This is a genomic window from Jatrophihabitans sp., from assembly GCF_046262535.1.
Lineage (GTDB): Bacteria > Actinomycetota > Actinomycetes > Mycobacteriales > Jatrophihabitantaceae > Jatrophihabitans.
On record NZ_JBHEMO010000109.1, the window covers coordinates 1 to 21,386 of the forward strand.

The window sequence follows — 21,386 nt, forward strand, 5'->3', positions numbered from 1 at the left end:
CCGGTCGACAGCGTGCTCCCCGAGACGGGCGAATCCGCGTCGGCCGACGGCGAGCCGGAACATCGTGAGCCGCTGCTCCACCTTCCCGACGACGGTGCGCCCGCGGCTGCGGCGCCGGAGACATTCGAATTCTCGGCCGACAGCCGTGAGCGGGATGCAAGCACAGCCGAGGATCTGGCCGAGGAGCTCGCGGTCGCCCAGCAGATGACTGACGAACTCGCGGTCGTCGATCCAGCCGAACCGGAACTCATCGAGCTGCCGGTTGACCAGCAGCAACAGCCCGGCGCGCACGCGCAGGCCGAGGAGCAGCCGCAGGCCGAGGCGCCGGCTGCTGTCGAGCCGGTTGTCCTCGAAGAGCCGTCTGTCGACGAGCAGCCCGCGATGGCGGCCGAGGAGCAGCCGCAGGCCGAGGTGCAGCCGCAGGTCGAGGAGCAGCCGCAGGCCGAGGAGGAGCGGCCCGTCGATGAGCCGTTCGCCGCCGCACAAGAGACTGCGCAATTGCCGGTGGCGGAGCCGGAAATGATCGGCGAGCAGCCGCCCGTCGATGAGCCGTTCGCCGCCGCACAAGAGACTGCCCAGCTGCCGGTGGCGGAGCCGGAGAGCGTCGAGGAATCGCCGGCCGAGCCGCTGCCGTTCAATCCGCCGATCTACGCGCCGCCGGTGCCGGCCGCCCATCTGCCCTATGCACCGCCGCACCGGATCGACCCCCTGCAGTACGTGCCGCCGTCGATCGAGCACGCCGTGTACGCGCCTCCGTCGCAAGACGCCGGACACGCGCCGCCCTCCGAGCAAGCGGTGGCGTCGGCTCCGTCGTGGTCGGTGACCGCGCCTCCGTGGGCCGTCGCCCAGATGCCGGCCCTCCCGCCGCAGCAACCCCCCGCCGCCGCCCCACCCCAGCAACCGGCCGTCCCGCTGTACGCACCTCCGGCAGCACCCGCGACCAGTCCGGAGGCCGATGCGGGTGCCGAGGCGCAGCCGGCGGCCGCACCCGACGGCGAGCGGCCGACCCGCAGCGCCCGGCACCGCAAGCCACGCAGGCGGAATGGCAAGGGCTGACCTTCCGCGCTGCGCGTGGGCCACCTCGGCTCCGGAGTACATCGCGTATCACGACGACGAGTGGGGCCGTCCGCTGCACGGCGAGAGCGCGCTGTTCGAACGGCTGTCGCTCGAAGCCTTCCAGTCCGGGCTCTCCTGGCTGATCATCCTGCGCAAGCGACCGGCCTTCCGGCAGGCGTTCGCCGGCTTCGACCTCGACCGGGTGGCTGCCTTCGACGACGCCGACGTGACCCGACTGCTGCAGGATGCCGGCGTCGTCCGGAACCGCGCGAAGATCGAGGCGACGATCGCGAACGCCCGGGCCGTTCGCGCGGGGGTGCCTGAAGGGCTGGACGACCTGCTGTGGTCGTATGCACCGGCGCCGAAACCGGCGCGGCCGGCCACCCTGGCCGACGTGCCGGCCACCTCGCCCGAGTCGGTCGCGATGGCCAAGGAGCTCAAGCGGCGCGGCCTGCGCTTCGTCGGCCCGACGACGGCGTACGCCCTCATGCAGGCGACCGGCATGGTCGACGACCACGTCGCCACCTGCTGGCGAGCGGGATAGCGGCTCAGCGGCCGAGGAACGTCGGCTTCTGTTTCGCGACGAACGCACGGGTCGCGTTCACGTGGTCCTCGGTGTGACCCATGGCCGTCTGAAGCTCGTCCTCCTTGGCCAGCGCCGAGGCGAGGTCGGCCGTCTGTGCGAAGGCGATGGACTGCTTGATCGCCGCGTACGCCGCCGTCGGCCCCGCCGCCAGCCGGGCGGCGAGCTCCTGGGCCGTGGCCAGCACCCGGTCCGGCTCGACCACCGCGTTCACCAAACCCATCTCCAGGGCGGACTGGGCGTTGATCGGCTCGGCCAAGATAGCGAGCGCCGTGGCCCGCGCCTGTCCGATGATGCGCGGCAGCGTCCAGGACACCCCGCTGTCCAACGTCAGACCCACGTTGGCGAAGGCCAGCAGGAATCCGGCCGTCCGCGCCGCGATGCGGAAATCGCACGCGAAGCTCAGCCCCGCTCCGGCGCCCGCGGCCATCCCGTTGACCGCCGCGATCACCGGCTTGGGCATCTCGGCGAGCAGCAGGATGAGGGGGTTGTAGTGCTCGGTCACCGTCGACAGCGGAGCTGGATCGTCAGCGTCCAGCAGCGCGACGTGTTCGCGCAGATCCTGGCCGACGCAGAATCCGCGGCCGGTGCCGGTCAGCACGACCGCCCGGACGGCCGGATCGGCCGACACGTCTCGCGCCGCCTCCAACAGGGCCTCTTTGAGCGCCACCGACAGCGAGTTCATCGACTCGGGCCGGTTCATGGTCAGCGTGGCAACGCCGTCGTTGCGCTCGACCACCAGCACGCTCGCCGCGTCCGTCACGTCAGACTCCCTTCGCCGCGCCCGACGCTACCGCCCCCCGGAGTTGGGCGAACCGCGCACCATGCGGGAGAATGGGCTGCACACCCCGGTGGCGAGTTACGCGTCGCCGGATTGTTTCGTCGGGAACGTGAGCGTTGCTCACCAAGGAGGTTCGCATGGCGGCCATGAAGCCGCGGACGGGCGACGGCCCGCTCGAGGTCACCAAGGAAGGCCGCGGCATCGTGATGCGCGTGCCGCTCGAGGGCGGCGGACGTCTCGTCGTCGAGATGTCGCCGGACGAGGCCAGTGCCCTCGGCGAAGCCTTGAAGTCGGTGGTCAGCTAGTCCTCATAAGCTCCTGGCCCCGGACCGATCCAGTGATCGGTGCCGGGGCCGAGTGCTGTCCAGGCCGAGGCGGTGCGGCAGGATCGCGACATGGTCTCTGCCGGTCCCACGATCCGTCTCGCGGCGCCGGCGGACTCGGCGATCCCGGTCGACGTGGGGACCGACCCGGGAGAGATCCGGACCGCTGCCGCCACGCTGGCGCGGGAGCTGCCCGCCGGTCGCAGCCGCCTCGACGCCGCCGACCTCGCCGGCCCACGATTGACCGCCTTCGTCGAGGGTCTCGTGCTCGGGATGTACCGGTTCACCCGGGCGTCGGCACCGCCGCCGCGCCCCGAGCTCGTCGAGCTGTGCGGCGCGACCGACGCCGACGCCCTGGCCCGCGGCCTGCACACGGCCGCTGCGACCGCGTGGGCTCGGGATCTCGCCAACACCCGCTCCGGTGAGAAGACTCCGGCCTGGCTGGCGGCGCAGGCCGCGCGCACCCTGCGGCCGCTCGGCGTCGAGGTCGTCCAGCGCGACGAGAACTGGCTGCGCGAGCAGGGCTTTGGCGGCGTGCTGGCTGTGGGCGGCGGCTCGAGCGCGCCGCCGCGGCTGATCGAGGCGCGGTGGCGTCCCAAGCCCGCGCGGCAGGGCGTCCACGTCGTCCTGGTGGGCAAGGGCATCACCTTCGACACCGGCGGCATCAACCGCAAGACCGGCAGCGGCATGGACCTGATGTACACCGACATGGCCGGCGGGGCCGCGGTCCTGGCCGCGATGCAGGCCATCGCGTCGGTGGCGGTGCCCGTTCACGTCACGGCGCTGGTTCCCACCGCCGAGAACGCGATCTCCGGATCGTCCTACCGGCCGGGTGACGTGGTGAGGCACTACGGCGGGCGCACCAGCGAGATCGGGAACACCGACGCCGAAGGCCGCCTGGTCCTCGCCGACGCCATCGCCTACGCGGCCGCGCGGCTGCGGCCCACCGCCATCGTCGACATCGCGACGCTGACCGGAGCGGCGAAGACGGCGCTCGGCCTGCGCACGGCCGGCCTCTTCTCGACGTCGGACCCCCTCGCGGACGGCCTGGCCCGGGCCGCCGCCGAGACCGACGAGGCGTTGTGGCGGCTCCCGCTGCCGGCCGACTACGAGTCGTTGCTCGATTCGCCCATCGCCGACGCCACCAACGCGCCCGGCAATCCCGGCGCCATCACTGCCGCACTGTTCCTGCGTCCCTTCGCGAAGGACGTGGCCTGGGCGCACGTCGACATGGCCGGCCCGGCCCGGGCGACGAAGGACGACGGCGCCATCTCCCGCGGGGCCACCGGCTTCGGTGCCCGGCTACTGCACCGATGGGTGGAATCGCTGGCATGAGCGAGCTCGTCCTGCCGTTCGTCGTCCGCATCGAGCGATCGGACCCGCCGACGCAGACGGACGCGCTCGAGGCGGCGGCCCGCGCGGTACTGCTCATGCTCACCGACCCGCGGCCCGAGTGGACGGAGGCGGTCGCCGCGTGGGACGGCCAGCGCATCCGCAAGGTCGTGCGCCGGGCCCGGGGGGCGGAGTGGCGCCGGGCCCGGAAACTCGACGGCCTGGACGTCGCGCAGGGCCGCGCCGAGCTCCGGGTCTACCCGCCCATCCTGGTCGACGCCTGGCCGCCCGACCTCGCCCGGCTGCAGGTGGGCGGCACCAACCTCGAGGACCCCGATCCGCCACCGCCCGTCGCGCCCGGCACCCCGGTCGTACTGCTGTCGCCCTCGGCGGACATGACCACGGGCAAGGCGATGGCGCAGGCCGCCCACGCCGCGCAGCTGGGTTGGCGGTCGCTGTCACGGCGCCGGCGGTCCGCGTGGCAGGACGCCGGGTTCCCGGTTGCCGTGCGCGACGCGTCGCCCGATCAGTGGCAGCGGGCGGTGCGGGCCGGCGCGCCGGTGGTCCACGACGGCGGGTTCACCGAGGTCGAACCCGGCACGGCCACCGCCCTGTTCGTCGCCCGATGACCGTGGCCACGCTGCGGCGCGACACGCGGCGGATTGCGCGCGCTACCGGGCCACGAGCGATTCGTACAGTTCGAGCGTGCGGTGGGCGATGGTATCCCAGCCGAATTCACGGACGGCTCGCTCCCGGCCGGCCAGCCCCATCGCGGTGGCCCGCACCGGGTCGGCGCAGAGGACGTTGACCGCTTCGGCCAGTCCCGCTTCGAACTCGTCGGTCGCGACGGCGTGATACGGGACGAGGGTGCCGGTCAGCCCGTCGGCCACAACCTCCGGAATGCCGCCGACCGCGCTGGCGACGACGGCGGTCTCGCACGCCATCGCCTCCAGGTTGACGATCCCCAGCGGCTCGTAGACCGAGGGGCAGACGAACACGGAGGCGTGCGTCAGCAGCTGGGCCAGCTCGTCGCGCGGCAGCATCTCGCGGATCCAGATCACGCCGGTGCGCGTCGCGGCCAGGTGGGCGACGGCGGCCTCGGTCTCGGAGGCGATCTCGGCGGTGTCGGGCGCACCGGCGCAGAGCACCAGCTGGATCTCCGGATCGAACGCCTCCGCCGCGCGCAGCAGATGGGTCAGCCCCTTCTGCCGGGTGATCCGCCCGACGAAGATCGCCGACGGACGGTCGGTGTCGACGCCGTAGTGGCGCACCACCGCGTCGTCGTGCACCGGGGCGTACAGCGCCGTGTCGATGCCGTTGTGGATCACGTGGACCTTCGCCGGGTCGACGAACGGGTAGGCGCCGAGCACGTCAGCGCGCATCCCGTACGACACGGCGACGATCGCGTCGGCGGTCTCGTAGGCCTGCCGCTCCGCCCAGGACGAGATCCGGTAGCCGCCACCGAGCTGCTCGGCCTTCCACGGCCGCTGCGGTTCGAGCGAGTGGGCCGTCAGCACGTGCGGTATGCCGTGCAGCTGGGCACCGAGGACGCCGGCCAGGTTGGCGTACCAGGTGTGCGAGTGGAGCACGTCGGCGTTGCCCACGGCGGAGGCGATCTCCAGATCGGTGCCGAGGGTGCGGACCGCGCTGTTGGCCTCGCCCAGCTCGGCCGGCGTGCGGTAGGCCCGGACCCCGGGCTCGGCGCGGTCGGCGCCGAAGCAGTGGACGTCCACATCGACCAGCTTGCGCAACTCGCGCACGAGGAATTCGACGTGCACGCCGGCGCCGCCGTAGACCTCGGGCGGGTACTCGCGGGAGAGGACTGCCACTCGCATGCCGCCACGCTAGCGATGTCCGATTAGGGTGGGTGAGTGAGCGTCGCAGAGGATGCGGAGCTGAGCGCGGGTAGTTACCAGGGCGGAGCGACCTTAATGTCCAGCGCTTGCGCGAAGAGGGGTTAGCAAAGTGGCTGGAGAGCCGCGGGTGTTGGGGATCGTGCTGGCGGGCGGTGAGGGCAAGCGCCTGTGGCCGCTCACGGCCGACCGCGCCAAGCCGGCGGTGCCGTTCGGTGGCAACTACCGCCTCATCGACTTCGTCCTGTCGAATCTCGTCAATGCGGATTACCTGCGGCTGTGCGTGCTGACGCAGTACAAGTCGCACTCACTGGACCGGCACATCACCCAGACGTGGCGCATGTCCAACGTGCTCGGCAACTACATCACGCCGGTTCCGGCCCAGCAGCGGCTCGGTCCGCGGTGGTACACCGGCAGCGCCGACGCGATCCTGCAGTCGGCCAACCTCATCTACGACGAGAAGCCCGAGTACATCATCGTGTTCGGCGCCGACCACGTGTACCGGATGGATCCGCGGCAGATGGTCAGCCAGCACATCGAGTCCGGTGCCGGCGCCACGTGCGCCGGGATCCGGGTGCCGCGCAGCGAGGCCAACCAGTTCGGCGTCATCGACGCCGATCCCGACCACCGAATCATCGACTTCCTCGAGAAACCGGCCGATCCGCCCGGGCTGCCTGACAACCCCGACCAGAGCTACGCCTCGATGGGCAACTACGTCTTCACCACCGATGCACTGCTCGAAGCGCTGAAGGACGACGCCGACGACGAGCAGTCGGTACACGACATGGGCACCAATATCATGCCGATGATGGTGAAGAAGGGCGACGCGTACGTCTACGACTTCGCCGACAACGACGTCCCCGGCGCCGAGGACCGCGACCGCGGCTACTGGCGCGACGTCGGGACGATCGACGCCTACTACGACGCGCACATGGATTTGGTGGCCGTCCACCCGATCTTCAACCTCTACAACCGGCAGTGGCCGATCTACACCTACCACCCGCAGTTGCCGCCCGCGAAGTTCGTCGAGGGCGGCATCGCCCAGGAGTCCATGGTCGGCGCGGGGGCCATCGTCGCCGGCGCGACTGTGCGACACAGCGTCCTGGCGTCGAACGTGCGGCTGGCCGCCGGTGCCTACGTCGAGGGCTCGGTGCTGATGGAGGGCGTGCAGATCGGGCGCGGCGCCGTCGTCCGCAAGGCCATCCTGGACAAGAACGTCGTCGTTCCCGAAGGCGCGCACATCGGGCTCGAGCCCGACCTCGACCGGGCGCGCTACCACATGTCCGAGGGCGGCGTCGTCGTCCTGGGCAAGACCCAACTCGCCTTGCCCTGAAAAGGCACGGTTTGCGCTGAGAAACCGGGGGTAACGGTCAGGTTGCCGAATGCCAACGCATTGGCGCGCATAGCTAGGGTGGCGGTCTAATCCGGTTTCTTCCCTGGAGGTCACTTTGTCGTCCCCGCGTCCATTGCTTGTAGCTGTCTCGCTGTCGGCGGCCGCCGCTCTGGCCCTGACCGGTTGCGGGTCGGGAAAGAAGGTCAGCAACAAGGGGACGACGGCCAACGTGTCGGTCGGCGCCAATACGTCGTTGCACGACTCGTTGCCGGCGGCGGTCAAGAGCAAGGGCGAGCTCGTGATGGCGACCGACCCCAGCTACGCGCCGATCGAGTTCAGCAAGTCCGGCGGCGGCTTCCAGGGCTTCGACATCGACCTGGCCAACGCGATCGGCAAGAAGCTCGGCGTCAAGATCGCGATTCGCAAGGCCCAGTTCGACGGCATCCTCGCCGGCATCAACGCCGCCCGGTACGACTTCTCCATGTCGGCCTTCACCGACAACAAGGATCGGGAGAAGGGCAACGACTTCGTCACCTACTTCACGGCCGGCACCTCGATCGGCGTCAAGAAGGGCAACCCGAAGCACATCCAGTCCCAGGCTGACCTCTGTGGCCTGCGGGTCGGTGCGGAGAAGGGCACCACGCAGGCCACTGCTCTGACCACGACCAAGAACAGCGATGGCTCGCCCACGCTGAAGGGGACCTGCCTGAACGCCGGCAAGAAGGCCCCGATCCCGGTGCTGCTGCCCGACCAGGCCGGCGTCAACGCCGCCGTCGTCGGCGGGCGCGCCGACGCGTTCACCGGTGACACACCGATCGTCATCTACCAGGGCACGCTCGAGGGCGGCCAGATCGAGTTGGCCGGCAAGACGACCGACGAGGCGCCCTACGGAATCGCCTTCAAGAAGGGCAGCCCCCTCGTTTCGATCTTCCAGAAGGCCGTCACCCAGCTGATGAGCGACGGGACCTACACCAAGATCATCAACACGTGGAAGCTGCATGCCGGCGCCGTCACCGAATCCAAGATCAACGCCGCGGGCTGATGGCGCGGGACTCCGACCGCTACGAGGACGGCGCCGGCCCGGCGGCCGACCAGCTGACCGTCGTGCCGCTGCGCCACCCATGGCGCTGGGTCGCCGTCGCGGTGGTCGGCGTCCTCGCTGCCATGCTGGTCCACTCGCTGGCGGTCAATCCGGCGTGGCAGTGGGGCTACGTCCGCGGATACTTCACCGACCGGCAGATCCTGCACGGCATCGTGCTCACGCTCGAGCTGACCGTGTTGGCGATGCTGATCGGCATCGTGCTGGGGACGATCCTCGCCGTGATGCGCATGTCGCCGAACCCGGTCGTCTCGACGACGGCCTGGCTGTATGCCTGGTTCTTCCGCGGGACGCCGGTGCTCGTCCAGCTGCTGTTCTGGTTCGCCTTCGCCTACCTGTTCTCGAACCTGTCAGTGGGCATCCCGTTCGGTCCGACATGGCACACCTGGGACACCAACTCGCTCATCACCCCGTTCGTCGCCGGCGTGCTCGGACTGGGGCTCAACGAGGCTGCGTACATGTCCGAGATCGCCCGGGCCGGTCTGCTGTCGGTGAGCGCCGGCCAGCACGAGGCGGCGGCGGCACTCGGGATGGGCCGCATCCTGGCGCTACGCCGGATCATCCTGCCCCAGGCCATGCGGGTGATCATCCCGCCGACGGGCAACGAGACGATCTCCATGCTGAAGACCAGTTCCCTCGTCATCCTGATCGGGCTGAACGACCTGTTGGGGAGCGCGCAGAACATCTACTCGCAGGCGACGTTCCTGGAGATCCCTCTCCTTGTCGTCGCCAGCATCTGGTACGTCATCATGACCAGCATCCTGTCGGTGGGGCAGTACTTCCTGGAACGGCGCTTCGGACGGGGCACGAGCCGGATGGCCAAACGTCCGGGCCGGCGCCTGATCGACCGCCTCCAATCCCAGCGCGCGCCCGGAGGAGCCGAGCTCGGCGGCGTCCATGGCTGACAAGATCGTGGTCGCCGAGAGCGTTCGCAAGTCCTTCGGCGGTGTGGAGGTCCTGCGTGGGATCGACCTGACCGTCGAGGCCGGCCAAGTGCTCTGCGTCATCGGTCCATCGGGCTCGGGCAAGTCGACGCTGATCCGCTGCATCAACCACCTTGAGAAGATCGACGGCGGGCGGCTGCTCGTCGACGGCCACCTGGTTGGCTACCGGCGGGTCGGCAACAAGCTGCACGAGATGCGCGAGTCCGAGATCGCCAAGCGGCGCGAGGACGTCGGCATGGTCTTCCAGCAGTTCAACCTGTTCCCGCACATGACCGTGCTCCAGAACCTGTACGAGGCGCCGACGCGGGTCAAGAAGGTGCCTATCGCCCAGGCGATCACCCGGGCCCGCGAACTGCTGCACCAGGTCGGGCTGGCCGACCGCGAGCACGCCTACCCCGCCGAGCTGTCCGGCGGCCAGCAGCAGCGGGTGGCCATCGCGCGGGCGCTGGCGATGCAGCCGAAACTCATGCTGTTCGACGAGCCGACGTCCGCCCTCGACCCCGAGCTGGTCGGCGAGGTGCTCGACGTCATGAAGCAGCTCGCGGCCAACGGCATGACGATGGTCGTGGTCACCCACGAGATGGGCTTCGCCCGCGAGGTCGCCGACAAGCTGGTGTTCATGGACGCCGGGGTCGTCGTCGAGGAGGGCGACCCGCGGGAGGTCCTCAGCAATCCCAAGCACGAGCGGACGAAGTCGTTCCTGTCCAAGGTGCTGTAACGCCGATGAGCAGTTGGGACGACGAGCTCGGGAACTGGCCCGGGTTCCCGCCGCTCGCAGGCGACGCCGCCGCCGACGCCTGCGTGGTCGGCCTCGGCGCCTCCGGGCTGGCGGCGATCGAGGCACTGGCCGGGCGCGGCCTGTCCGTCATCGGCGTGGACGCCGGGCGAGTTGCGGCCGGCGCCGCCGGCCGCAACGGCGGCTTCCTGATCGCCGGCGCCGAGCCGCCGCTGCACGAGGCGGTCGCCCGCTGGGGGCCGTGCGCCGTCGACCTCTACCGCGAGACGCTGGCCGAACTCGATCACCTTTCCGACTTGCTCGGCCCGGACGTCGTGCGCCGGGTCGGGTCGATCCGGCTCGCCGGGCTGCCCGGTCCGCCCGCATCGGACACCGAAGCAGCCGACCGCGAGGCCGAGCTCGCCGACTGCGCCGCCCAGGCGATCGTGCTGCGCAAACACGGCATCGCGGTGGAGGACTACGCCGGCCCCCTCGGGCGCGGGCTCTACCTGCCCGACGACGCGGCCACCAACCCGGCCGTGCGGGCCACCCGGCTGGCTCGGCTGCTCGCCCGCGTCGCCGAGCTGCACGAGCACACCCCCGTGACCGATGTGCGGGCCGGCCGGGTGACGACCCGGCACGGCGTCGTCTCGGCGCCGACGGTGGTCGTCGCCGTCGACGGGCGCCTCGACGTGCTGCTGCCCGCGCTGCGTGGCCGCGTCCGGACCGCGCGCCTGCAGATGCTCGCCACCGACCCCGTCCCGGCGCGGCTGCCGTGCCCGGTCTACGGCCGCTGGGGTTACGACTACGGGCAGCAGCCGGCCGATGGGCGCCTGTTCGTCGGTGGTGGTCGCGACCTGTTCATCGAGGACGAGTGGACGCACGACGCGACTCCCACGGCGCAGGTGCAGGACCACATCGAGACGGTGGCCGGGCGGCTGGCCGGCGGGCCGGTCCGGGTGACCGGCCGGTGGGCCGCGCCGGTCGGGTTCACGCCCGACGCCCGTCCACTCTGCACGCTGGTGGATTCCGGCGTCGTGGCGATCGGCGGGTACAGCGGCACGGGCAACCTCGTCGGCCCCGTCGCCGCCCGGGCGGCGGTCGCCCAGGCGGTCGAGGGCGTGGCACCCGCTCCGTACCTGTCGGCGTGAGACTGTCAACCGTGGACGTCCGACCCGGGCTCGGCGGTGACCGTTGGCTGCTCGACCGCACCGTCTACCGCGAAGGCCGGCGCGCCGGTCACTACGAGAGCTTCTACCAGCGCGCCAACCATCCCGACCGCCCGCTGGCATTCTGGCTGCGGTACACGATCTTCGCCCCGGCCGGAGATCCCTCCGCCGCAGTCGGCGAGCTCTGGGCGGTCGCATTCGACGGCGAATCGGGGCAGCACACCGTCGCCAAGGAGGAGTTCCCGCTCGACCAGTGCCGGTTCCCGGCCGACCGCTTCGACGTACGCGTGGGCAGCGCCGACCTGGCGCCGGGTCGGGTCACCGGCGCGGCCGGCGAGCTCAGCTGGGACCTGCACTACGAGGGCAGCGAAGCGCCCGTGCTGCTGTTGCCACCGCGGCTGTACCGGGGCGGCTTCCCGAAGGCGAAGAGCCTGGTTCCGCTGCCGTTGGCCCGCTATTCGGGCAGCTACGCGGTCGCCGGGCGGGCGATCGAGGTGAACGGGTGGATCGGCAGCCAGAACCACAACGGGGGTAGCCGGCACACCGATCGCTACACCTTCGGCCAGGTCGCCGGCTTCGACGACTTCCCCGACACCTTCCTCGAGGTGGCGACTGCGAAGACGACCCTTCTAGGCCCCGTCACGACTCCGTGGGCGACGACCTTGGTGTTACGGCACCGCGGCGCGGAGCATTCGATCGTGTCCCTGCGCCGAGCCGTCCGGGCCAAGGCGACCTACGGCTACTTCCACTGGGAGTTCTCGACGGGCAACGCCGACGTCGAGATCGGCGGCCGCATCACCGCCGCCCGCGACGCGTTCGTCGGACTGCGGTACCGCGATCCTCCGGGCGGGGTGAAGCACTGCCTGAACACCAAGATCGCCGCGGCCGAGATCACGATCCGTGACCGGACCACCGGGCGGACCGAGCTCTTGCGCACCACCCGGCGGGCGCTGTTCGAGCTGCTGACGAGTGACACCGAGTCCGGCGTCACCCTGCGCGCATGACCCGAAGCCGGGACCTCTGACCGCTGGGACGGGGATATTGGACCTGTCGCGGAACCGTCGCGATTCCGCATCCTGTTGTGGTCCGGACATCAGCGGACGAGGGCGCGACGACGTGGAGTCGGGATGAACAACGCAGCGAATGCCACGGCCGGCACCGCCGCCGCCCGGGCCGCGGCCGCCCAGCAGCACATGTACGACGCCGAGGTGGCGCTGCACGCGGCCCGGATGGCCGACGTCGACAGCTGGGTGGCGGCCGCCTACGACCGCCTGCACGCCGCCATCGCCGAGCACTGCGAGGCAATGACCCTCACCGCCTCCTGATCGCCCGAGGGGTTGCCGACGACCCCGTCGACAGGACTCGCCCGCGGCGGTGCGGAAGAATGACCGCGTGACCGCTGTCGAGCCGCGCCTGGCGTCGGAGCTGCGCCGCGCCGGTCTGCAGGACGTCGACGACAGCACCCGCCGCCGGGCCGAGTATTCGACCGACGCCTCCAACTACCGGGTCGTGCCCCAGGTGGTGGTCTTTCCGCACCACGTCGACGAGGTGCGGGCCGCGGTCGACTTCGCCGCCCGCACCGGCGTCCCGCTGACCGCCCGCGGGGGCGGCACGTCGACGGCCGGCAACGCGGTGGGCGCGGGCATCGTCCTCGACTTCTCGCGGCACCTCAACCACGTCGTCGACGTCGACCCCGAGACCCGCACCGCGCTCGTCGAGCCCGGTGCCGTCCTCGACGACATCACCGCGGCCGCTGCGCCCTTCGGCCTGCGGTACGGCCCCGATCCCTCCACCCACGCCCGGGCGACGATCGGCGGGTCGATCGGCAACAACGCCTGCGGTTCGCGGGCGCTGAAGTACGGCCGGACCGCGGACAACGTCGTCGAGCTCGACGTGCTCACCGCCAGCGGCGTCCGCTTAGCCGCGCGGCGCTTCGGCCGGACCGGTGTGCCGCCCGGCGGCCCGGTCGGTGCGTTGCTCAGCGGTCTGGAGGGGATCGTCGGCGAGCACCTGGGCACGATCCGCACCGAGTTCGGGCGCTTCACCCGTCAGGTCTCGGGCTACTCGCTCGAGCACCTGCTGCCCGAGCAGGGGATGGACGTCGCCAAGTTCCTGGTCGGCACGGAAGGCACCCTGGCCGTCGTCATCGGGGCCACAGTGCGGCTCGTCGAATCTCCGAAGGCGGTTGCCCTGGCCGTGCTGGGCTACCCGGACATGCCGGCCGCCGCGGAAGCGGTCCCGTCACTGCTGCCACACCGGCCGGTAGCGCTCGAGGGCATGGACGCCCGCCTCGTCGACGTCGTCCGCATCCGGCGCGGAGCGGCCGCCGTCCCCGATCTGCCCCGCGGCGAGGGATGGCTGTTCGTCGAGACGGCCGGTGACACCGAACAGGAGGCCCGGGCGGCGGCGGAAAAGATCGTCGCCGACGCCGGGTGCCTCGACTCGGCCATCGTGAGCGGCCCGGTGGCGCGCGCGCTGTGGCGCATCCGTGAGGACGGTGCCGGCCTCGGCGGCCGCACTCCGGACGGCGCACCAGCGTGGCCCGGGTGGGAGGACGCGGCCGTCCCGCCGCAGAACCTTGGACCGTACCTGCGCGAGTTGCAGGCGCTCCTGAAGGAGCACCGCGTGGACGGCCTCGCCTACGGCCACTTCGGCGACGGCTGCGTGCATGCCCGCATCGATTTCCCGTTCTCGACCGAACCTGGCCGGTTCCGCGAGTTCGTCGTCGCCGCCGCGCAGCTCGTGGGCCGCCACGGCGGCTCGATGTCCGGCGAACACGGCGACGGCCGGGCCCGCGGCGAGCTCCTGCCCTACATGTACTCGGCCGAGGCGATCACCGCGTTCGGCCAGGTCAAGCGGCTCTTCGACCCGGCCAACCTGCTCAACCCCGGTGTCATCGTCGATCCTGCGCCGGTCGACGCCGATCTCCGGGTCCCGGCGGCCAAGCCCTTGCGCAAGCACCTGGCCTTCGCCTACCCCCATGACGGCGGCGACCTGTCCACCGCCGTCCACCGCTGCGTCGGGGTCGGGAAGTGTCGCGCCGACACCACCGCATCCGGCGGCGTAATGTGCCCGTCCTACCTCGCCACGAAGGACGAGAAGGACTCAACCCGCGGGCGGGCCCGGGTGCTGCAGGAGCTGGCCAACGGTTCGCTGGTCAAGGGCTACAAGGCCGACGAGCTCGTCGAGGTGCTCGATCTGTGCCTGTCCTGCAAGGGGTGCTCGGCCGACTGCCCGGCCGGGGTCGACATGGCCACTTACAAAGCCGAGGTCTTGCACCAGCGTTACCGGCGCCGGCTGCGCCCGCCGCAGCACTACGCCCTCGGCTGGTTGCCCCGCTGGGCGAAGCTCGCCGCGCGGATGCCGCGGCTGGTCAACGCGTCGCTGCGCAGCCCGACCCTCTCCGCCCTGGCCAAGCGTGCCGGGGGGATCGACGCGCGCCGGCCGCTGCCACAGTTCGCCCGGCAGACGTTCCGGCAGTGGTTCGCCGACCAGCCCGGCCGCACCGGGACGCCGGTGATGCTCTGGGTCGACACCTTCACCGACCACTTCAGCCCCGAAGTCGGGCAGGCGGCGGTCCGGGTCCTGAGGGCAGCCGGCTACGACGTCCAGATCCCGGAGAAGCCGGTGTGTTGCGGACTCACCTGGATCTCCACCGGCCAGCTGGACGCCGCCCGCAACCGGCTGCGCCGCACCCTCGGCGCGTTGGACCAGGCCGTGCGCTTCGGCACGCCCATCGTCGGCCTGGAACCGTCGTGCACGGCGGTGCTGCGCCACGATCTGGTCGCGCTCCTTCCCGACGACCCCCGCTCGGCCCGCGTCGCCGCCGCCACCCGCACGCTGGCCGAGCTGCTGAACGGCACCCAGGACTGGACGCCGCCGGCGCTGCCGGGCATGCCTGCGGTCGCCCAGCCGCACTGTCACCAGCACTCGGTGATGGGCTGGCAGGCCGACGCCGACCTGCTGGCCGCGGCCGGCGTCGAGGTCGACGCGGTCGGCGGCTGCTGCGGCCTGGCCGGCAACTTCGGTGTCGAGCGGGGCCATTTCGAGGTGTCGGCGGCCGTGGCCGAGACCGCGCTGCTGCCGGCGGTGCGCGCCGCTCCGCACGACGCCGTGATCCTGGCCGACGGCTTTTCCTGCCGGACCCAACTCGAGCAGCTCGGCGGCGTCCACAGCATGCACCTCGCGCAGTTGCTCGACGAGCACCTCGACGAAGCGCGACCTCGTCCGGGCGACGGATCGCGGCGCGACCGGCCGCGACCGTCGCCGCACGCGGGGCAAGGATGACCGCCGGCTTCTCGCCGCCGCCGTACCCCTACGACCGGCTCGACGAGATCGTCGCGATCGCCGGCCGCCATGAGGGCGGCGCGGTCGACCTGTCGATCGGCACGCCGTGCGACCCGTCGCCCGACGCGGTGCTGGCCGCCCTGTGCGCCGGCGACTCCGCCCGTGGCTACCCGCCGTCCATCGGGACGAAGGAACTGCGCGCCGCGGCGGCCGGGTGGATCCACCGCCGCCTCGGCGCCACCGTCGACCCGGCGGCGCAGGTCGCCGCCTGCGTCGGGACGAAGGAGTTCGTCGCTTCCCTGCCCCAGTACCTCAAGCTGCGCGACCCGTCCCGCGACACCGTGCTGTACCCGGCCATCAGTTATCCGACCTACGAGATGGGAGCGACCCTCGCGGGCTTGCGCGCCGTGCCCTATCTCGAGCTGGCCGACATCGACGATCGCGACGCCCGGCGGGCGCTGGCGATCTGGGTCAACTCGCCGGCCAACCCCACCGGCGAGCTGCACGACCTGGACGCCGCCGCGGCGTGGGGACGGGAACGGGCCGTACCGGTGATCTCGGACGAGTGCTACGCGGAATTCACCTGGTCAGGGCCGGCGACGACCATCCTGCGCAACGGCACCGACGGGCTGCTCGCCGTCCACTCGCTGTCGAAGCGGGACAACTTCGCCGGCGCCCGGATCGGTTTCTACGCAGGCGACGGTGCGCTCGTCCACTACCTGCGGGAGGTGCGCAAGCACGCCGGGCTCATGCCGCCGGGACCGGTGCAGGCCGCGGCGGTGGTGGCGCTCGGCGACGACGCTCACGTCGAGGTCCAACGGGAGCGGTACCGGGCGCGGCTGGCCCGGCTCGTCGAGGTGCTCGCGGCGGCCGGTTACCCGGCCGCGCTCCCCGCCGGCGCCTTCTACCTCTGGGTGGCGGCACCGGAGGGCGACGCCTGGCAGATGGCCCGCGACCTGGCGGCGAAGGCCGGCGTCGTCGTCTCGCCGGGGGAGTTCTACGGCCCGCACGGGGCCGGCTTCGTCCGCGTCGCCGCGGTGCAGCCGGACGACCGGGTCGAGCTCGCGGCCTCGCGCATCGGCGCCTGACCGGCCCTCGTCCCGATTAGCCGTGGGCCCGCCCGGGTAAGCCTTTGGGGTACGGAGAAACCGAGCAAAGGGGACCCGAAGCGATGAGTGCGATCGACAAGGCCAAGAACGCTGTGGACGACGCGGCCGGCAAGGGCAAGGAAGCTCTGGGCAACGTAACGGGCGACCGCGAGACCCGTAACGAAGGCAAGAAGGATCAGGCCAAGGCCGACATCAAGGACGCCGGCGAAAAGGTGAAGGACGCCTTCAAGCACTGACGTCGCCTTCGCGTCGACCAGCACACGACCAGCGGCCCCGGGCAACAGCCCGGGGCCGTTTTCGTGTGCCGCTCGTTTTAACTTCTGATCACGGCTGGACGCCACGAGCGGTCGGCACTAAGTTCCCGAGACAGCAAGTATCGGAAAAAAACCGATGACGAGGTGCCAGGCGGATGAGCGATCGGCGGCGGCCCGTCCCCGCCCCTCCCGCTGAGGAGGATTTCCTCGCTCACGCCTTCGACTCAGGCTCCGACACCGCGGTCATCAGCGAACCCGGCGAACCGGTCGACACCGCGCTCATGCCGCCCACCGGCCCCGCCGTCGCCCGCGAGTGGGTCGCGCCCGACTACCGCACGCACACCACCCTGGCCGATCGGTTCGCGGCCGCGCTGCCGAGCACCCTGCGGCGCACCCTCGAGGCGGTCGGCGGGCTGTACAGCATGTTCGCGGCGTCCCTGTACGGCCTGGGCGCGGATCTGATCCGCCGCAAGTTCCAGTTCACCGAGTTCGTCGAGCGGTCGTGGTTCCTCGTCAGTGTGGCGCTCCTGCCGGCGATCCTGGTCTCGATCCCCCTCGGGGTGGCGATCGCACTGCAGGTGGGCGCGCTGGCCGCCCAGATCGGCGCCACCTCGTTCGTGGGCGCCGCGGACGCCATCGGCGTGTTGCGGGAGGCGTCGCCCATCGTCACCGCGCTGCTGCTCGCGGGCGTCGGCGGCTCGGCCGTGTGTGCCGAGCTCGGTGCGCGGACGATCCGCGAGGAGATCGACGCGATGATCGTCCTCGGCCTCAATCCGCTGCGCCGGCTGGTCGCGCCGCTCATGGTGGCGGGGGTGCTGGTCGCCGCCTTCCTCAACTTCGTCGTCATCTTCGTGAGCATCGGCAGCGCGTACATCTTCGACCTCGCCGCCCTGCACGGGACGAAGGGCAGTTTCTTCGGCTCGTTCACCCAGTTCGCCACGGTGGCCGACTTCGTCACGTCCGAGATCAAGGCGGCCGTGTTCGGGCTCGTCGCCATGATGATCGCGGCCTACCAGGGACTCAACGCGAAGCGGGGCCCGACCGGCGTGGGTGAAGCCGTCAACCAGTCGGTCGTCGTGACGGGCATCGCGCTGTTCGCCATGAACCTGGTGATCACCGAGATCTTCTTCGCCGTCGTTCCCCAGCGGACCTTCTGATGGCGACCCTCGCCGACGTGATGCCCCGCGGCAGCCGTGACCTGCTGGCCGGTGTCGGCCGCCGGGTGGGCGCCGTCGAGAACAGCCTGCGGTTCCTCGGGGACATGGTGATCTTCACCTTCCGCGCGCTGAAGGCGATCCCGATGGTGCTGCGGCGCTACCGCCAGGAGGTGCAGCGCCAGATCGGCCAGCTGACCCTCGGCACGGGCCTGTTCATCACCTTCACAGGGACGCTCGGCGTGGTTGTGGCCGAATCGCTGTTCATCGGTGTCGAGGTCGGGGTCGAGGGGTTCCAGAGCCTCAACATCATCGGCATCGCCCCGCTGACCGGCTTTGTCTCGGCCTACGGGAACACCCGGGAGATCGCCCCCCTGATCGCCGCCATCGCGGTCGCCTCGCAGATCGGCTGCAAGTTCACCTCGCAGATCGGCGCCCAGCGGATCAGCGAGGAGATCGACGCGCTCGAGGTGATGGCGATCCCATCCATCCCGTACCTGGTGACCACCCGCATCATCGGTGCGTTCACCGTCATCGTGCCGCTCTACCTCGTCGGGCTGTTCGGCTCCTACATCGCCACGAAGTACACCGTCGTCGTCTTCTTCGGCCAATCGGTCGGAACCTACGAGCACTACTTCAACCAGTTCCTGCGCAACATCGACGTCTTCTACTCCGTGCTCAAGGTGATGGTCTTCACCGTCTTCATCACGATCATCCACACCTACTACGGCTACAACGCCTCCGGCGGTCCGGCCGGCGTCGGCCGGGCCACTGCCCGCGCGATCCGCGCGACAACAGTGATCATCGCGGCGAGCGACGTTCTCATGACGATGCTGTTCTGGGGACTGCACGGCGTGCGGCTGGGCGGCGGCTGATGGAGCGCATCCGCAACCGACCGCTGGAGGTCCTGCTCGGGCTGCTGCTGGCCGCGGCCATGGCGACCGGTGTCGTCCTCGTCTGGGAGTCGTTCAGCGGCGCGTTCAGCAACAAGATCACCGTCGCGGCCGAGCTGTCACAGGCCGGGGACGCGCTCGAGGTCGGTGACATCGTCACCTACCGCAACGTCATCATCGGCGAGGTCAGCAAGTCGACCGGCGAGATCGACGGCAGCGCCCGGGCCACCCTCAAGATCGACCCGGTCGCCGCCAGGAAGATCCCCGCATCGGTCACGGCCGTGGCCGTTCCTGCGTCCCTGTTCGGGAACACCAAGATCGAACTGTTGCCGACCGGCCCCAGCGGCACCGCACGGCTGCACCAGGGCAGCCTGATCTCGGCCGACCGGACGCCGGCAGCGGCCAGCCTGCAGACGGCGCTGTCGAACGCCTACACGCTGCTCACCGCCGTTCACCCGGCTCAACTCGACGCCGCACTGAGCGCGCTGGCCACCGCCCTGTCGGGTCAGGGCGCCAACCTCAACACCCTCATCGGCAAGGCCGATCGCTACCTCGCCGCACTGGCGCCGCACCTGCCCGAACTCGACGACGTCATCACCAGCCTGGCGACCGTGACCCAGCAGCTCGCACGCAATGCGCCGGACCTGCTGTCGTCACTCGCGAACACGCTGGTGCTGGCCAGAGGCATCCTGGCCGAGAAGCAGACGGTGGCGTCCCTTCTCGGCGTCGCGCCGGTGGCCGTCGGCAACGCGCAGCGGCTGTTGAGCCCGACGACCGTCGACCACCTGGTGACGGTGGTCCTGAACGAGGTTCCGGTCAGTGCCGCGCTCGCCGACAACCCGAACGCGCTGGCCGACACCATCGGCGGGTTCAAGACCTTCGCCGACACCTTCAACGAGACCCTCGCCAGCGGGCCGTACCTGAAGGCCAACCTGCTGCTCACCGGCGCCGACTTCGCGCAACTGGTCAACGTCGCGTCCGGGCAGAAGGGCAATGTCTTCCACGCCATCGTGGATCCGAAGGAGTACACGAGCGCTGACTGCCCGCACTACGACGGGGCCATCGGCCCCAACTGCGGCTCATCCGCGCCGTCCGCGGTGCAGAGCCGCGTGCTCGCCACCGGAACGAACTACGGCGGCTCGAGCGGGTCGGTCGGCAGCCCCGGCGAGATTGCCGCCGTCCGCGCCGCCGCCAGCACGATCACCCAGACACCCGAGCGCAACCTGGTCGAGGCCACCGTCGACGTCCTGCTCGGTCCCGTCCTGCGCGGTAGCGCAACCGCCGTGCGGAGCGGCCCGTGAAGACCGCGGTCATCGTCCGGCTGCTGGCCTTCGTCGCCGTCGCCGGCCTGTTCGCCGTCATGGAGCTGACGACGCTGACGGGGCCGCACACCGGGACGACAGACGGCTACTCGGCGATCTTCGGCGGGACGGACGGCGTATCCGGGCTGCGCGTCGGCAATCCGGTCCGGGTCTCCGGGGTGGCGGTCGGCAAGGTCACCGGCGTCGATCTGATCGACGCGAACCACGCCAAGGTCACCTTCGACGCGAACCGCCGGCAGAAGATCACCACGCACACCTGGGCAGTCGTGCGGTACGCCAATCTGCTGGGTCAGCGCTACCTTGCGCTCACCCGCACTGACGCAGGGGGATCCGTCCTCGCCGCCGGCAGCACCATCCCACAGCAACGAACGGCGCCGGCGCTCTCGCTGACCGACCTCTTCAACGGCTTCCGCCCCCTGTTCAGCGCCTTGCGACCCGAACAGGTCAACGAGCTGTCGCAGAACATCATCGACGTTCTGCAGGGGCAGAGTGACCGCATCGGCGACCTGGTGGCCCGCACCGCCGACCTGACCGAGAACCTGGCCGCGCGCGACACCACCTTCTCCGACGTCGTCGACAGCCTGTCCCGCCTGCTGACCACGGTCGCCAAGCACGACGACCAGCTGGCCGGAGCCGTGCAGGCGCTGCACGCGCTGACATCGCAACTGCACACCGACGGCCCCGCCATCACCGGGTCGCTGGACGCGGTCGACCAGCTCGTCGGCTCGGTCGGCGGTCTGCTGTCCCAGGCCGAGGACCACAGCTTGCCCCGCGACATCGCCGACGCCGCGTCGTTGACCAAGGAGCTCGGCGACAACACGGGCACGGTCAGCGACCTGATCTCGGGCTTCGCCTCGGCGTTCGAGACCTTCGCGCGGCTGTCGCAGAACGGCAACTGGATCAACATCTACGCCTGCAACGTCTTCGTGAAGACCTACGGGTCGGTCCAGGTCAGCGTCGACCAGATCGTCGGCGGGCTGGACGCGTTCCTCAAGCAGGGGGGAGTCCCCGGCCTCGGCGACCTGCTCGACCAGGTGCTGCAGGGCGTCGGCCTGCCCGGCATCGGCGGGGGCGGCCTGGGCAGCGTGCTCAGCGGCCTGAAGCTCAACATCCCGCTCGCGCTGCCCAACGGGCGGGTCGGCGGGTCCACCGCACACACGCAGGTTTGCCGATGAAATC

At 70.8% G+C, this 21,386-nt stretch carries 20 protein-coding genes and 1 pseudogene; 19 read left to right on the top strand and 2 right to left on the bottom strand.

What is annotated here, in order from left to right; all coding sequences use genetic code 11:
• Both ABR571_RS14705 and ABR571_RS14710 read left to right on the top strand, forming a co-directional pair.
• Positions 1 to 1,056 (top strand): annotated as a pseudogene (locus tag ABR571_RS14705) (hypothetical protein); the annotation flags it as partial.
• Positions 1,043 to 1,600, top strand: a complete 558-nt coding sequence (locus tag ABR571_RS14710; RefSeq protein ID WP_409453953.1) for a DNA-3-methyladenine glycosylase I — start codon at positions 1,043 to 1,045, stop codon at positions 1,598 to 1,600. The pseudogene ABR571_RS14705 and the gene ABR571_RS14710, both read left to right, overlap by 14 nt.
• Positions 1,601 to 1,604: 4 nt before the next feature.
• On the opposite strand, the gene ABR571_RS14715 is transcribed toward ABR571_RS14710, so the two are convergent.
• Entirely contained in the window at positions 1,605 to 2,402 is a 798-nt protein-coding gene (locus ABR571_RS14715; protein ID WP_409453954.1) for an enoyl-CoA hydratase/isomerase family protein, read from the bottom strand.
• A 155-nt stretch (positions 2,403 to 2,557) separates the two neighbouring features.
• Here ABR571_RS14715 and ABR571_RS14720 point away from each other — a divergent pair, with 155 nt between their 5' ends.
• The 3 genes from ABR571_RS14720 to ABR571_RS14730 all read left to right on the top strand — a co-directional run bounded on the left by ABR571_RS14720 (position 2,558) and on the right by ABR571_RS14730 (position 4,704).
• The gene (locus ABR571_RS14720; RefSeq protein ID WP_409453955.1) at positions 2,558 to 2,725 is read left to right on the top strand and encodes a DUF3117 domain-containing protein; all 168 of its coding nucleotides are present in this window, start codon (positions 2,558 to 2,560) and stop codon (positions 2,723 to 2,725) included.
• 90 nt (positions 2,726 to 2,815) lie between these two features.
• Positions 2,816 to 4,078: a leucyl aminopeptidase family protein gene (locus tag ABR571_RS14725; protein WP_409453956.1), complete on the top strand. Its 1,263-nt coding sequence runs from the start codon at positions 2,816 to 2,818 to the stop codon at positions 4,076 to 4,078.
• Positions 4,075 to 4,704 carry a peptidyl-tRNA hydrolase gene (locus ABR571_RS14730; RefSeq protein ID WP_409453957.1) on the top strand — a complete coding sequence of 210 codons (630 nt, stop codon included), beginning with the start codon at positions 4,075 to 4,077 and terminating at the stop codon, positions 4,702 to 4,704. The genes ABR571_RS14725 and ABR571_RS14730 overlap by 4 nt, the downstream gene beginning before the upstream one ends.
• 42 nt (positions 4,705 to 4,746) lie before the next feature.
• Here ABR571_RS14730 and glgA read toward each other — a convergent pair whose 3' ends face one another.
• Complete coding sequence (glgA, locus tag ABR571_RS14735) at positions 4,747 to 5,910, bottom strand: glycogen synthase (protein ID WP_409453958.1); 1,164 nt, start codon at positions 5,908 to 5,910, stop codon at positions 4,747 to 4,749.
• A gap of 130 nt (positions 5,911 to 6,040) precedes the next feature.
• Between glgA and glgC the strand changes: the two genes are divergently transcribed.
• From glgC to ABR571_RS14805, 14 genes are all read left to right on the top strand, one after another.
• Positions 6,041 to 7,261 carry a glucose-1-phosphate adenylyltransferase gene (gene glgC, locus ABR571_RS14740; RefSeq protein WP_409453959.1) on the top strand — a complete coding sequence of 407 codons (1,221 nt, stop codon included), beginning with the start codon at positions 6,041 to 6,043 and terminating at the stop codon, positions 7,259 to 7,261.
• 133 nt (positions 7,262 to 7,394) lie between these two features.
• Entirely contained in the window at positions 7,395 to 8,303 is a 909-nt protein-coding gene (locus ABR571_RS14745; RefSeq protein ID WP_409453960.1) for an ABC transporter substrate-binding protein, read from the top strand.
• A complete protein-coding gene (locus tag ABR571_RS14750; RefSeq protein ID WP_409453961.1) occupies positions 8,303 to 9,265 on the top strand; it encodes an amino acid ABC transporter permease in 963 nt (320 codons plus the stop codon). The genes ABR571_RS14745 and ABR571_RS14750 overlap by 1 nt, the downstream gene beginning before the upstream one ends.
• On the top strand, positions 9,258 to 10,022 hold the full coding sequence (locus ABR571_RS14755; RefSeq protein WP_409453962.1) for an amino acid ABC transporter ATP-binding protein: 765 nt from the start codon (positions 9,258 to 9,260) through the stop codon (positions 10,020 to 10,022). Before ABR571_RS14750 ends, ABR571_RS14755 begins: the two co-directional genes overlap by 8 nt.
• Positions 10,023 to 10,027: 5 nt before the next feature.
• Complete coding sequence (locus ABR571_RS14760; protein WP_409453963.1) at positions 10,028 to 11,170, top strand: NAD(P)/FAD-dependent oxidoreductase; 1,143 nt, start codon at positions 10,028 to 10,030, stop codon at positions 11,168 to 11,170.
• A gap of 11 nt (positions 11,171 to 11,181) precedes the next feature.
• Positions 11,182 to 12,192, top strand: a complete 1,011-nt coding sequence (locus ABR571_RS14765) for a hypothetical protein (RefSeq protein ID WP_409453964.1) — start codon at positions 11,182 to 11,184, stop codon at positions 12,190 to 12,192.
• A 123-nt stretch (positions 12,193 to 12,315) separates the two neighbouring features.
• A complete protein-coding gene (locus ABR571_RS14770; RefSeq protein WP_409453965.1) occupies positions 12,316 to 12,513 on the top strand; it encodes a hypothetical protein in 198 nt (65 codons plus the stop codon).
• 67 nt (positions 12,514 to 12,580) lie between these two features.
• Positions 12,581 to 15,475 carry an FAD-binding and (Fe-S)-binding domain-containing protein gene (locus ABR571_RS14775; RefSeq protein WP_409453966.1) on the top strand — a complete coding sequence of 965 codons (2,895 nt, stop codon included), beginning with the start codon at positions 12,581 to 12,583 and terminating at the stop codon, positions 15,473 to 15,475.
• The gene (gene dapC, locus ABR571_RS14780; RefSeq protein ID WP_409453967.1) at positions 15,472 to 16,563 is read left to right on the top strand and encodes a succinyldiaminopimelate transaminase; all 1,092 of its coding nucleotides are present in this window, start codon (positions 15,472 to 15,474) and stop codon (positions 16,561 to 16,563) included. Before ABR571_RS14775 ends, dapC begins: the two co-directional genes overlap by 4 nt.
• An 83-nt stretch (positions 16,564 to 16,646) precedes the next feature.
• A complete protein-coding gene (locus ABR571_RS14785) occupies positions 16,647 to 16,820 on the top strand; it encodes a CsbD family protein (RefSeq protein WP_409453968.1) in 174 nt (57 codons plus the stop codon).
• A gap of 173 nt (positions 16,821 to 16,993) precedes the next feature.
• Positions 16,994 to 17,995 (top strand): MlaE family ABC transporter permease, encoded by a 1,002-nt coding sequence (locus ABR571_RS14790; protein ID WP_409453969.1) that lies wholly within the window; start codon positions 16,994 to 16,996, stop codon positions 17,993 to 17,995.
• The gene (locus ABR571_RS14795; protein ID WP_409453970.1) at positions 17,995 to 18,867 is read left to right on the top strand and encodes an MlaE family ABC transporter permease; all 873 of its coding nucleotides are present in this window, start codon (positions 17,995 to 17,997) and stop codon (positions 18,865 to 18,867) included. Before ABR571_RS14790 ends, ABR571_RS14795 begins: the two co-directional genes overlap by 1 nt.
• Positions 18,867 to 20,186, top strand: coding sequence for an MCE family protein (locus tag ABR571_RS14800; RefSeq protein WP_409453971.1), 1,320 nt, complete (start codon positions 18,867 to 18,869; stop codon positions 20,184 to 20,186). The genes ABR571_RS14795 and ABR571_RS14800 overlap by 1 nt, the downstream gene beginning before the upstream one ends.
• Positions 20,183 to 21,382 carry an MCE family protein gene (locus tag ABR571_RS14805; protein ID WP_409453972.1) on the top strand — a complete coding sequence of 400 codons (1,200 nt, stop codon included), beginning with the start codon at positions 20,183 to 20,185 and terminating at the stop codon, positions 21,380 to 21,382. The genes ABR571_RS14800 and ABR571_RS14805 overlap by 4 nt, the downstream gene beginning before the upstream one ends.
• The last annotated feature ends 4 nt before the right edge of the window (positions 21,383 to 21,386 follow it).

Bases quoted from the DNA above. Each gene is read 5' to 3' on its own strand.
- ABR571_RS14710 (WP_409453953.1), top strand. From the start codon at position 1,043: ATGGCAAGGGCTGACCTTCCGCGCTGCGCGTGGGCCACCTCGGCTCCG.
- ABR571_RS14720 (WP_409453955.1), top strand. From the start codon at position 2,558: ATGGCGGCCATGAAGCCGCGGACGGGCGACGGCCCGCTCGAGGTCACC.
- ABR571_RS14725 (WP_409453956.1), top strand. From the start codon at position 2,816: ATGGTCTCTGCCGGTCCCACGATCCGTCTCGCGGCGCCGGCGGACTCG.
- ABR571_RS14730 (WP_409453957.1), top strand. From the start codon at position 4,075: ATGAGCGAGCTCGTCCTGCCGTTCGTCGTCCGCATCGAGCGATCGGAC.
- glgA (WP_409453958.1), bottom strand. From the start codon at position 5,910: ATGCGAGTGGCAGTCCTCTCCCGCGAGTACCCGCCCGAGGTCTACGGC.
- ABR571_RS14750 (WP_409453961.1), top strand. From the start codon at position 8,303: ATGGCGCGGGACTCCGACCGCTACGAGGACGGCGCCGGCCCGGCGGCC.
- ABR571_RS14755 (WP_409453962.1), top strand. From the start codon at position 9,258: ATGGCTGACAAGATCGTGGTCGCCGAGAGCGTTCGCAAGTCCTTCGGC.
- ABR571_RS14760 (WP_409453963.1), top strand. From the start codon at position 10,028: ATGAGCAGTTGGGACGACGAGCTCGGGAACTGGCCCGGGTTCCCGCCG.
- ABR571_RS14770 (WP_409453965.1), top strand. From the start codon at position 12,316: ATGAACAACGCAGCGAATGCCACGGCCGGCACCGCCGCCGCCCGGGCC.
- dapC (WP_409453967.1), top strand. From the start codon at position 15,472: ATGACCGCCGGCTTCTCGCCGCCGCCGTACCCCTACGACCGGCTCGAC.
- ABR571_RS14785 (WP_409453968.1), top strand. From the start codon at position 16,647: ATGAGTGCGATCGACAAGGCCAAGAACGCTGTGGACGACGCGGCCGGC.
- ABR571_RS14790 (WP_409453969.1), top strand. From the start codon at position 16,994: ATGAGCGATCGGCGGCGGCCCGTCCCCGCCCCTCCCGCTGAGGAGGAT.
- ABR571_RS14795 (WP_409453970.1), top strand. From the start codon at position 17,995: ATGGCGACCCTCGCCGACGTGATGCCCCGCGGCAGCCGTGACCTGCTG.
- ABR571_RS14800 (WP_409453971.1), top strand. From the start codon at position 18,867: ATGGAGCGCATCCGCAACCGACCGCTGGAGGTCCTGCTCGGGCTGCTG.